9 protein-coding genes are annotated in these 10,549 nt (G+C 69.0%); 6 read left to right on the top strand and 3 right to left on the bottom strand.

What is annotated here, in order from left to right; translation table 11 throughout:
• The first annotated feature begins 91 nt into the window (after nucleotides 1-91).
• The gene (locus O9Y01_RS01895; protein ID WP_269629790.1) at nucleotides 92-1,051 is read left to right on the top strand and encodes a patatin-like phospholipase family protein; all 960 of its coding nucleotides are present in this window, start codon (nucleotides 92-94) and stop codon (nucleotides 1,049-1,051) included.
• Here the strand turns inward: O9Y01_RS01895 and O9Y01_RS01890 are convergent.
• From O9Y01_RS01890 to phaP, 3 genes are all read right to left on the bottom strand, one after another.
• Entirely contained in the window at nucleotides 1,029-2,036 is a 1,008-nt protein-coding gene (locus tag O9Y01_RS01890; protein ID WP_269629789.1) for a DUF3667 domain-containing protein, read from the bottom strand. The two genes, O9Y01_RS01895 and O9Y01_RS01890, sit on opposite strands and share 23 nt — an antisense overlap.
• Entirely contained in the window at nucleotides 2,033-2,923 is an 891-nt protein-coding gene (locus tag O9Y01_RS01885; protein ID WP_269629788.1) for a DUF3667 domain-containing protein, read from the bottom strand. The genes O9Y01_RS01890 and O9Y01_RS01885 overlap by 4 nt, the downstream gene beginning before the upstream one ends.
• A 145-nt stretch (nucleotides 2,924-3,068) precedes the next feature.
• On the bottom strand, nucleotides 3,069-3,626 hold the full coding sequence (phaP, locus tag O9Y01_RS01880) for a TIGR01841 family phasin (RefSeq protein WP_269629787.1): 558 nt from the start codon (nucleotides 3,624-3,626) through the stop codon (nucleotides 3,069-3,071).
• Nucleotides 3,627-4,261: 635 nt separating this feature from the next.
• On the opposite strand from phaP, the gene O9Y01_RS01875 reads away from it, so the two are divergent.
• From O9Y01_RS01875 to O9Y01_RS01855, 5 genes are all read left to right on the top strand, one after another.
• Nucleotides 4,262-7,225 (top strand): TonB-dependent receptor, encoded by a 2,964-nt coding sequence (locus O9Y01_RS01875; RefSeq protein ID WP_269629786.1) that lies wholly within the window; start codon nucleotides 4,262-4,264, stop codon nucleotides 7,223-7,225.
• A 166-nt stretch (nucleotides 7,226-7,391) separates the two neighbouring features.
• Complete coding sequence (locus O9Y01_RS01870) at nucleotides 7,392-8,351, top strand: histone deacetylase family protein (RefSeq protein WP_269629785.1); 960 nt, start codon at nucleotides 7,392-7,394, stop codon at nucleotides 8,349-8,351.
• Complete coding sequence (locus O9Y01_RS01865; protein ID WP_269629784.1) at nucleotides 8,348-8,818, top strand: acyl-CoA thioesterase; 471 nt, start codon at nucleotides 8,348-8,350, stop codon at nucleotides 8,816-8,818. Before O9Y01_RS01870 ends, O9Y01_RS01865 begins: the two co-directional genes overlap by 4 nt.
• Nucleotides 8,815-9,540 carry a nitroreductase gene (locus O9Y01_RS01860; protein ID WP_269629783.1) on the top strand — a complete coding sequence of 242 codons (726 nt, stop codon included), beginning with the start codon at nucleotides 8,815-8,817 and terminating at the stop codon, nucleotides 9,538-9,540. Before O9Y01_RS01865 ends, O9Y01_RS01860 begins: the two co-directional genes overlap by 4 nt.
• Before the next feature lie 8 nt (nucleotides 9,541-9,548).
• The gene (locus O9Y01_RS01855) at nucleotides 9,549-10,520 is read left to right on the top strand and encodes a 2-hydroxyacid dehydrogenase (RefSeq protein ID WP_269629782.1); all 972 of its coding nucleotides are present in this window, start codon (nucleotides 9,549-9,551) and stop codon (nucleotides 10,518-10,520) included.
• Nucleotides 10,521-10,549: the final 29 nt, after the last annotated feature.

Genomic DNA, 10,549 nt, shown 5'->3' with positions numbered 1-10,549 from the left:
GCAGCTGCATTGTGGCATCGCGCCCGGCGGCGGGGAGGCAAGACGTGGCCCCGGCGCCGCAGTGCCGGCCGCCTCAATAGAATGCCGCGCCATGCGATCGTCTGATATTGCGGCCACTGTCCGCCCCCGTCGTGCCGCTCTGGCGGCCCTGCTCGCCCTGGGCCTGGCTGCCTGCGCCACCGCGCCCACCCGCAACCCCGGCACGGAGACACCGCCGCCCCAGCCCGTGCAGCCAGTGGACCCCGTCGTGCCCCTGCCGCCTCCGAAGCCGCCCAAGCTGGGCCTGGCCCTGGGCGGCGGCGCGGCGCGGGGCTTCGCGCACATCGGCGTGATCCAGGTGCTGGAGGAGAACGGCATCAAGGTCGACCTGGTGGCGGGCACCTCGGCGGGCAGCCTGGTGGCCTCGCTCTACGCCTCGGGCAAGAACGGCAAGGAGCTGGCCCAGATGGCCGAGTCCATGGACGAGGGCGCCATCACCGACTGGGCCTTCCCCACCCGGGGCCTGATCCGCGGCGAGGCGCTGGCGCGCTTCGTGCGTGAAAAGACCGGCCACCGCCTGATCGAGCAGATGCCCCTGCCGCTGGGCATCGTCGCCACCGACCTCTCGGACGGCTCGCCCATCCTCTTCCGCACCGGCGACACGGGCGCCGCGGTGCGCGCCTCCAGCTCGGTGCCGGCGGTGTTCCAGCCGGTCAAGATCGGCCAGCGCGAGTATGTGGACGGCGGCCTGGTAGCGCCGGTGCCGGTGCGCTTTGCCAAGCAGATGGGCGCCGAGCTGGTCGTGGCGGTGGACATCTCCGAGCCGCCCGAGGCCAAGCCGCCCGGCGACGCCATGCGCATGCTGCTGCAGACCTTCTCCATCATGGGCCGCTCCATCAACAACTTCGAGCTGCGCGAGGCGGACGTCATCATCCGCCCCAAACTGGAGGGCGTGGGCAGCGCCGATTTCTCGGCCCGCAAGCGCAGCATCCAGGCGGGGCGCGAGGCCGCGCTGGCCGCCATGCCGCAGCTGCGCCAGCGTCTGGCGGCTAAGACGCGAACAGGTAGATGAACACGGCCGTCATCACCAGGCCCAGGCTGACGGAGTAGGCCACCATCAGGCCGAAGGCGCGGGGCAGGGTGCTCCACCAGCGCGTGCCGTAGACGCGGTGCAGTGCGAGCAGCGGGTGGACCACCATGGCCAGCGCGCAGAACACGGCCACCGGCTCGGCCTTCAGCGTCAGCAGGGCCAGCATCGCGAACCAGAAGGCGTGCTGGTGCAGGGCGAAGACCAGGTGCTCGGTGTAGCGGCGGCGCTTGTCCACGTAGAGCAGCTTGAGCCACAGCGCGAAGGCCGGCAGCAGCACGAACATGGCCTGGCCGAGGTGGTCCAGGGCCCGGGAGGGGAGGTCGGCGAACTCCTGCTGGGCGGTCTGCGGGTCGGCCGTGAGGCGGCGTTCGAGGCGCTTGCAGACCTTGTCACTGAAGCCTTCGCAGTAAAACTTCCCCTGGTGCATGCCGGCGCGCCAGGCGCCCAGCTCGAACATGGTCAGCTCGTCGCGGTCCTTGTCGTCGATGATCAGGCCGCGGTGCACCCGCTGCGGCCCGCTGGCCGCCCGGGCCGGCTTCAGCGCACCGGTGCCGGCCTGCGGCGTGGACGTTGGCGCGGAGGCGGCCGCGGGCGGACCGTCGGCGGGCGCGTCGTCCGTCCATTCCAGCTGGCTGTTGAAGCGCAGGGCCAGCAGCAACACCACGGACATCGTCAGGTACAGCCGCAGCGGCAGCACGTAATGCCGGCGGCGGCCCGCGAAGTACTCCAGCGTCAGCTGCCCCGGGATGAAGAGCCGCCACAGCGTGCGCCACAGCGCGCCCTCGGTGGAGAAGTAGGCACCACCGAACTGCTGGATGAACTCGCCCAGCGAGGGCGCCTTGACCTCGGTCTCCTGGCCGCAGTGGCCGCAGAAGCGCGGCCGCGGCTCGGGCAGCGCGCTGCCGCAGTTGGCGCAGTGGCCGGGCACGGGGGAGGGGACCAGCAACTGCCTGCGAAACCAGTTCATGAGACCACGGACCAGAGGACGGAGAGGATGAACATGCCGAACATCAGCACGACCTGCGTCGCCAGCAGCAGCACGGCCCGCCAGGCCGTGCCCCACCAGCTGCGCCCGTAGACCCTGCGCAGGGCCAGCAGGGTGTAGCCCAGGCTCCAGGCCAGCGCGCCCAGGGGCAGCGGGGAGGGCAGCGCGACCGCCCACAGGCTCAGGAACCACACGCAGTGCAGGTGCAGGGCGAAGACCAGGTGCTCGGTGTAGCGCAGGCCCTGGCCGTCACGGCGCCATTGCAGCAGCTTCAGCAGCAGGGCGAAGACCGGCAGCAGCACGAACATCGCCCGCCCCATGCTGCCGATGACCTGCTCCGGCGCCGCCTGCACGGCCTGCACCACGGTGCCGGGATCCTGCTCCAGCCGGGCCCGGGCGCGCGTGCAGTACCAGTCTGGCAGCCCGGTGCAGACGAACTGCCGGTGCTCCATGGCCAGTACGACCGGCGGGACCCCGACCACGGAGAAGGTGCCGGTCTGCAGGCTCTGGCGGGTGCGTTCGGCTTTCTCCTCGCTGAAGGGCGCATGGCCCAGCAGCTTCAGCAGGGCCAGGGTCAGCACGCTGAAGGTGAGGTACAGGCGCAGGGGCAGCACATGGCTGCGGCGCTTGCCGCGCAGGTAGGCCGCCGTCAGGGCGCCGGGGCGCGTCAGCAGCAGCTTCAGCGTGCGCCACAGGGCGCCTTCGGTGGAGATGTAGGCCCCGCCGAACTGCTGGAGGAACTCCATCAGCGTGGGCGCCCGGACCCGCGCCTCCTGGCCGCACTGCGCGCAGAAAGGCGCGGGAGGCCGGGCCAGCGGCGCCTCGCAATTGGGGCAGTCGGCAAGGGAAGGGGCGGCGCGCTCGCTCATGGTCAGGCGCGGATGCTAGCAGCGCCTGCACGGAGCTCAGGCCCGGGGAAGCCCATAAAAAAAGCCCGAGGCACAAGGCATCGGGCTTCAAGGGTACCTGGGTGACGCGGTCACCACGGGGTACCGAGGAGACAACTCGTCAAATTCAGGCGGAGGCGGAGCGCTTGGCGCGGCTGCTGCCTTGCGAGGCCTTCACGGCGGTGTTGGTCACGGCCTCGAAGTTGGCCTCGGCCACTTCGGTGGCTTGCTTGGCGGCCTTCTGGATGTTCTCGATGGCGTTGTTGGCGGCAGCCACGGCGGACTTCACCAGGGCCACGGCGTTCTCGGTGCCGGCCGGGGCGTTCTTGGCAGCGGTGTCGACCACGGCGTTGAACTTGGTCTGCACGTCGGCGAACTGGGCCTCGGCGACCTTGGCCACTTCGGCGTTGGTGGCGGTGGCGATGTCGTACAGGTGACGGCTGTAGGCGGCGGCCTTCTCGGCGCTGGGTTGCAGCAGCGAGGTCTGCAGGGCCAGCAGCTCTTGCGCGTCCTTCACGGACAGGGCGGCCTGGGTGTTCTCGGCGGCTTCAGCCAGGGTGGCCTTGGCCACCTGCAGGTTCAGCTCGACCAGCTTTTCCACGCCTTCGAAGGCCTTGTTGGTCAGACCGAACAGGGTCTCGATATTGGCCTTGTGGGCGGCGAAGATTTGTTCAGCAGTCAGCATGATGCTCTCCTAAGTCTGAGCGGGGCGACCCGCGGGATTCCTGATGGATACTCGGTGACAGCGATAATGTTGCACTGCAACATGAAATGAATTGTGGGGGCTTCCGGCCCGGCTTGCAAGCACTTTTTGCTGCGATGCAGCAAAAAGGGGCAAATCGGCGGGAAAGCCACGATCCGGGAGGATCGTCACAGCCGGGTCACGGCAGCGCTGTGTCTGCGACCGTCGGCGCCGCGGGGGGACTGCCACATCGGGGCGAGCAGCGAACTTCGCAAGCAAATGAAACGTCCTGCGCACGAAACGTCGCCGCGAGGCAACTGCATGCCGGCGCCCGCGCGCGGATGTCCGGATAGCGGCCATTCCGATGCACCTGTCACGGGCCCGCCGCGCGGCCTGCGCCTGGCCGGCAGCCCCGCGTCTTCCTGGGGCAGGGCCGGCTTGAGAGGGCTGCTCTTCTGGGGGTTAGAAGCCCGGCAGCGCTGGAGCCCGCTGTCAAGGTGTGGTGGCGCTGATTCGCCCCGGCGCGACAGTCGGGATGATCCATGAGCACTGCTGCCGCGAGGAGGATCTGCACGGCCTCACAAGGGTCGGCCCGGCGGTGTGCGTCATGACATTCAAATCAGATGACAGGAACAACTATGTCCCATTCCAGAAAATGCCTGACCACGGCCGCCGTCCTGCGGCGTTCGGCCCTGGCCATCGCCATGGGCGCCGCCCTGAGTGCCACGCCTGTGCTGGCCCAGCAGAGCGCCGGCTCCATCAACGGGCAGGCCCGCGCAGGTGACCGGATCACCATCGTGAACAAGGCCGTCGGCCTGACCCGCACGGTCACGGTCGACAAGGATGGCGGCTACGTGGTGAGCCAGCTGCCCCCGGGCGATTACCAGGTGGTGGTGACGCGAAGCGATGGCAGCACCCGCACGCAGACCGTCGCCGTGGTCCCGGGCAAAGGGTCGGTGGCTGACTTCAATGCCCTGGATCAAGTGATCGTGACCGGCTCGGCAGTCAAGACCATCGACATGAAGTCGACGGAAAGCGCCACCCTGCTGAACAAGGCGGACATCGACCGCATCCCCGTCGTGCGGGACGTCACCGCCATCGCCCTGCTGGCGCCTGGTGCGGTGCGCGGCGACGGTCGCATCGGCAACGTGCCCTCGCTGGGCGGTGCCTCGCCGGCCGAGAACGCCTACTACATCAATGGCTTCAACGTCACCAACATCGTCAACGGCATCGCCTTCAACTCGGTGCCCTTCGAAGGCATTGCCAACCAGCAGGTCAAGACCGGCGGCTACGGCGCGGAATACGGCCGCTCGCTGGGTGGCGTGATCTCGGTGACGACCAAGCGCGGCACCGATGAATGGCACGGCGGCGTGAGCGCCAGCTTCGAGCCGGCTTCGCTGCGCGGGTCTTCCATCTATTTCAAGAACGCCAACACCGACGCCTTGAAGTGGGGCGACTGGCAGGCCATGAACCGCCCGGGCGACTTCGACCGCCGCAAGGTGAGTGCCTACGCCGGCGGCGCGCTGGTCAAGGACACGCTCTACGGCTTCGGCCTGGTGCAGCTGCAGAACGAGCGCACGCGCTGGTACGGGAACACCGCGCAGTACGACGAGACCAACAAGACGCCTCAGTACCTGCTCAAGCTGGACTGGAACCTCACCAAGAACAACCTCATCGAGCTGACCGCCTTCAATGACAAGACGGAGCGCAACCGCGCCAACTTCAAGTCGCCCAAGGCCTACGGTACCGAGCGTGGCGATGACCAGGGCACCGACATCTACACCACCGGCGGCGCGACCCAGATCCTGAAGTGGACCAGCTGGCTCACCGACGACCTCACCGTCTCCGCCATGTACGGCGTGGGCCGCTACAGCCGCTCCTCCATCATCCCGAGCAGCGGTTGCGAGTACATCAGCGACGAGCGGGGCACCGAGGCTGTCCAGCGCGGCTGTGCCACCCAGACCCAGGTCGGCGACCCGGCGGCCAAGGACAAGCGCACGGCCTACCGCTTCGACGTCGAGTACGCGCTCAATGCCAAGCACACGCTGCGTGCCGGCCTCGATTCCGAGGTCTACCTGACGCATGACGGCACCGTGGCCCCGGGCGCCTCCAAGTCCTGGTGGACGCTGACCACCCTGGCCGCGGACGGCAAGCTGCCCAACAACTATGTCAACACCACCGGAGCGCCGTTGGACATTGTCACGGTGCGCTACTTCGAGAACGGCGGTGATTTCCGCACGGAGAACTCGGCCTGGTACATCGAGGACAACTGGCAGGCGACAAAGAATCTGCTGGTGAGCGCGGGCCTGCGCAGCGAGGCCTTCACGAACAAGAACGGTGACGGCAAGGCCTTCATCGACGTGAAGAACACCTTCGCACCGCGCCTGGCCGCGGCCTGGGACGTGGCCGGCGACGGCAAGCTGAAGGTCTACTCCAATCTGGGCCGCTACTACATCCCGGTGTACGCGAACACCAACGTCCGCCTTTCCGGCAGGCAGGGCGACTGGACCGACTACTACAAGTTCGGCGGCAGCTTCAGTGCCGACAAGCTCGAACTGCCGGCCCTCGGGGCCAAGCTGGGCGAGCGCAAGACGAACTCCGATGGCACGGCCCCCGACCCCCGCACCATCGTCGACCCGAACATCAAGCCGATGTTCCAGGATGAGTTCATCATCGGCTTCCAGAAGGCCCTGGTCGATCGCTGGTCCGGTGGCGTCAAGTACACCCACCGTGCGCTCAAGAACTCGATGGACGATGTCTGCTCCTTCGAAGGCGCCTACGACTGGGCCCGCAAGTCCGGCAAGTACACGGAAGCCCAGGCACGCCGCATCGGGAACACCATCTCGCGCTGCTTCCTGGCCAATCCGGGCAAGGACCTGACTGCCAACGTCGACCTCGATGGCAAGCGCGAGCTGACGGCGGTGACGATCCCGGCCGAGGCGCTGCGCTTCCCCGTCAAGCCCAAGCGGACCTATGACGCGCTGGAATTCACCGTCGAGCGCGCCTGGGACAAGAAGTGGAGCCTGCAGGGCTCCTACGTGCTGGCCTTCAGCAAGGGCACGACGGAGGGCTACATCAAGTCGGACATCGGCCAGCGTGACGCCGGGATCGGACAGGACTGGGACCATCCGGGTCTGATGGAGGGCTCGGATGGCTACCTGCCCAACGACCGCCGTCACACCTTCAAGCTGTGGGGCTCCTACGCCGCCACCGACGAATGGCGTCTGGGCGCGAACCTGATCCTGCAGAGCGGCCGCCCGCGCAACTGCCTGGGCACCTATGCCGGCACCATCGACAGCCACTCGATCGACTACGGCTCCACCTCGTTCTACTGCATGGGCAAGCTGACGCCGCGCGGTACCGCAGGGCGCCTGGACTGGACCAAGGAGCTGAACCTCCAGGCCACCTACACGCCTCGCGCGCTGAAAGGCATGACCTTCTCGGTGGACCTGCTGAACGTGTTCAACGCCCGCACGCCGGGTGCGGTCGACGAGCAGTCGGACAACGGCCTCAACTCGCCCCGTCCTGCCTATGGCCAGCCGGACGCCAACTCCGTGCAGCAGCCGCGCCGCGTGCGCCTGATGGCCCAGTACGAGTTCTGATGGCCTGAGCTCGGGCCCAGACCGGCTGCGGCCGGCTCCACGAAACACCCCGGTGACGCCCGTCCCCGGGGTGTTTTTTCTTGGGGACGGTGCCGGCCCGCGCGCCGGTCGCGTTTGTGGCTAGGATGCCGCCATCTCCGCCCCGCCGGGCTGCCGCCCGATGCCCATGCAGGCCTTTCACTCCGACGCCCACGCCTTGCAGCTGCCCGCCCAGCACCGCTTCCCACAGGCCAAGTACCGCCTGCTGCGGGAACGTGTGGAGGCCGAACCCGGTGCCGTGTGGCTGTGCCCGGCGCCCGCGGCCAGCGAGGGCGAGCTGGCCCTGGCCCACGATCCCGACTACATCGCCCGGGTGCTGGACGGCCGCCTGAGCGAGGCCGAGCAGCGGGAGATCGGCTTCCCCTGGTCGCCCGCCATGCCGGTGCGCTCGCGGCATTCGGTGGGCGCCACCATCGCCGCCGCCCGCACGGCCCTGAGCGAGGGCGTGGCCATGAACCTGGCCGGAGGCACGCATCATGCCTACGCGCACAAGGGCAGCGGCTATTGCGTGTTCAACGACGTGGCGGTGGCCGCGCGCCTGATGCAGGCCGAGTGGCACACCCGCCACGGGAGCGCACGGCCAGGCCTGCGCGTGCTGGTGATCGACCTGGACGTGCACCAGGGCAATGGCACCGCCGCCATCTTCCGGGACGACCCCAGCGTCTTCACCCTGTCGCTGCACGGCGCCCGCAACTTCCCCTTCCGCAAGGAGGCCAGCAGCCTGGATGTGGAACTGCCCGACGGCACCGCCGATGCGGCCTACCTGGCCGCGCTGGACGAGGCCCTGGCCGAGGTCGATCGACGCATGCAGGCGCACCCGCCCGGCCTGGCCTTCTACCTGGCGGGCGCCGATCCGCACGAGGGCGATCGGCTGGGCCGCCTGAAGCTCAGCGCTGCCGGCCTGCTGGCGCGGGACGAGCGCGTGCTGGACTGGCTCTGGCAGCGCCGCATCCCCGTGGCCCTGAGCATGGCCGGCGGCTATGGCGCGGACCTGGCCGCCATGGTGGAGGTGCAGTACGCGACGGTGCAGGCGGCGTCGCGTGCGTGGCAGCGCTGGCAGGACGCCGGTGGAACAATGGCCCGATGACGAACGCCGCCCCCGCCCCTGACGAGCGCCCCGGCCCCGAGCCCCGCAGCGCCTTCGCCCGCTTCATCCCGCTGAGCACCCGCTGGATGGACAACGACCTCTACGGCCACCTCAACAACGTCGTCTACTACAGCCTCTTCGACACCGCGGTGAACCAGTACCTGATCGAGCAGGGCGCGCTGGACCTGCACGGCGGCGAGGTGATCGGCCTGGTGGTGGAGACGCGCTGCAACTACTTCGAATCGCTGGCCTTCCCGCAGCGCGTGGAGGCCGGCCTGCGCGTGGCGCACCGCGGCCGCTCCAGCGTGCGCTACGAGATCGGCCTCTTCGCCGAAGGTGCGCCCACGTGTGCGGCGCGCGGCCACTTCGTCCATGTCTACGTCGACCGCGAGACACGCCGCCCCGTGCCGGCCCTGCCCGCGGCCTATCTGAACGCCCTGCAAGCCCTGGAAGGACTGCCCAAGTGAGTGCCAAGAACCCTGTCTTTGATCGACCCAGCCCCGAGGCCCAGGCGGCCGTGGACGAGGCCATCCGCACCCGCCATTCGATGCGCGCCTTCCTGGACACGCCCATCCCGCGCGAGACCCTGGAGGACATCCTGCGCGTGGCCGCCCGCGCGCCCTCGGGCACCAACACCCAGCCCTGGCAGGTGCATGTGCTCACCGGGGCGGCGCTGAAGCGGCTCAGCGACCGCATCATGGCCGTCTATGACGACCCGCAGGAGCTGTCCACGCACCAGGAGGAGTACGCCTACTACCCGCGTGAATGGGTCTCGCCCTTCATCGACCGCCGCCGCAAGGTGGGCTGGGACCTCTACGGCCTGCTCAACATCACCAAGGGCGACAAGGCCCGCATGCACGAGCAGCACGGCCGCAACTACCGCTTCTTCGACGCGCCGGTGGGCCTGATCTTCAGCATCGACCGCGTGATGCAGCAGGGCAGCTGGCTGGACTACGGCATGTTCCTCGAGAACATCATGATCGCCGCCCGCGGCCGCGGCCTGCACACCTGCCCGCAGGCGGCCTTCACCCAGTTCCACCGCCTGATCGCCGAGGAGCTGAAGTTCGGGCCCGAGCAGATGCTGGTCTGCGGCATGGCCCTGGGTTACGCGGACCCGAACGCCATCGAGAACAGCCTGGTGACCGAGCGCGCCGCGCTGGACGAGTTCGTACGCTTCCTCGACCAGTGAGGTTTTTGATGAGCCAGAACAAGCCGGCCGTCTTCGTGGCCCGCCGCATCTTTGCGGACATCGTCGAGCGTCTGCGCGAGCATGCCGAGGTCGAGGAGACCGACAGCGACGAGCCCCTGCCCCCCGAGCAGCTGATCCGGCGCCTGCAGGGCAAGGCCGGCCTCTTCGCCACCGGCACCGAGCGCATCGACGCCGCGCTGCTGGACGCCTGCCCGCAGCTGCGCGCCGTCTGCCTGATGACCGTGGGCTACAACAACGTGGACCTGGCCGCCTGCACGGCGCGCGGTGTGCGTGTCAGCAACGCCCCGGACGTGCTGACCGAGACCACGGCCGACTTCGGCTTCGCGCTGATGATGGCCGCGGCGCGGCGCATCAGCGAATCCGAGCGCTACCTGCGCGAAGGGCAGTGGAAGCAGTGGCATGTGGACCTGCTGGTGGGCGCGGACCTGCATGGCAGCACCCTGGGCGTCCTGGGCATGGGCCGCATCGGGCAGGCCATTGCGCGGCGCGGGGCGCTGGGCTTCGGCATGTCCGTGCTCTATCACAACCGCAGCCGGCTCGCGCCGGAAGTTGAGCAGCCGCTGGGGGCGTGCTGGGTCAGCAAGGAGGACCTGCTGCGCCAGAGCGACCACCTCGTCATCGTGCTGCCCTACAGCCCCGAGGCGCACCACCTCATCGGCGCGGCCGAGCTGGCCCTGATGAAGCCCGCGGCCACGCTGACCAATGTGGCGCGCGGCGGCATCGTCGACGACGCCGCGCTGGCCGAGGCCCTGCAGGCCGGGCGCCTGGCCGCCGCGGGCCTGGACGTGTTCGAGGGCGAGCCCGCCGTGCACCCGGGGCTGCTGGCCTGCCGCAACGTGGTGCTGACGCCGCACATCGCCAGCGCCTCCATCCCCACGCGCCGCGCCATGTGCGATCTGGCGGTGGACAACCTCATCGCCGCGCTGACCGGCGGGACGATGAAGACGGCGCTGAACTGAGCCAGGCCAGGGCGCCGATGTCCCTGGCG

The organism is Pelomonas sp. BJYL3, assembly GCF_027257975.1.
GTDB lineage: Bacteria > Pseudomonadota > Gammaproteobacteria > Burkholderiales > Burkholderiaceae_C > Roseateles_B > Roseateles_B flavus.
This window is presented reverse-complemented; position numbering and strand designations above follow the sequence as displayed.

Bases quoted from the DNA above. Each gene is read 5' to 3' on its own strand.
- O9Y01_RS01895 (WP_269629790.1), top strand. From the start codon at position 92: ATGCGATCGTCTGATATTGCGGCCACTGTCCGCCCCCGTCGTGCCGCT.
- O9Y01_RS01890 (WP_269629789.1), bottom strand. From the start codon at position 2,036: ATGAACTGGTTTCGCAGGCAGTTGCTGGTCCCCTCCCCCGTGCCCGGC.
- O9Y01_RS01885 (WP_269629788.1), bottom strand. From the start codon at position 2,923: ATGAGCGAGCGCGCCGCCCCTTCCCTTGCCGACTGCCCCAATTGCGAG.
- phaP (WP_269629787.1), bottom strand. From the start codon at position 3,626: ATGCTGACTGCTGAACAAATCTTCGCCGCCCACAAGGCCAATATCGAG.
- O9Y01_RS01875 (WP_269629786.1), top strand. From the start codon at position 4,262: ATGTCCCATTCCAGAAAATGCCTGACCACGGCCGCCGTCCTGCGGCGT.
- O9Y01_RS01870 (WP_269629785.1), top strand. From the start codon at position 7,392: ATGCAGGCCTTTCACTCCGACGCCCACGCCTTGCAGCTGCCCGCCCAG.
- O9Y01_RS01865 (WP_269629784.1), top strand. From the start codon at position 8,348: ATGACGAACGCCGCCCCCGCCCCTGACGAGCGCCCCGGCCCCGAGCCC.
- O9Y01_RS01855 (WP_269629782.1), top strand. From the start codon at position 9,549: ATGAGCCAGAACAAGCCGGCCGTCTTCGTGGCCCGCCGCATCTTTGCG.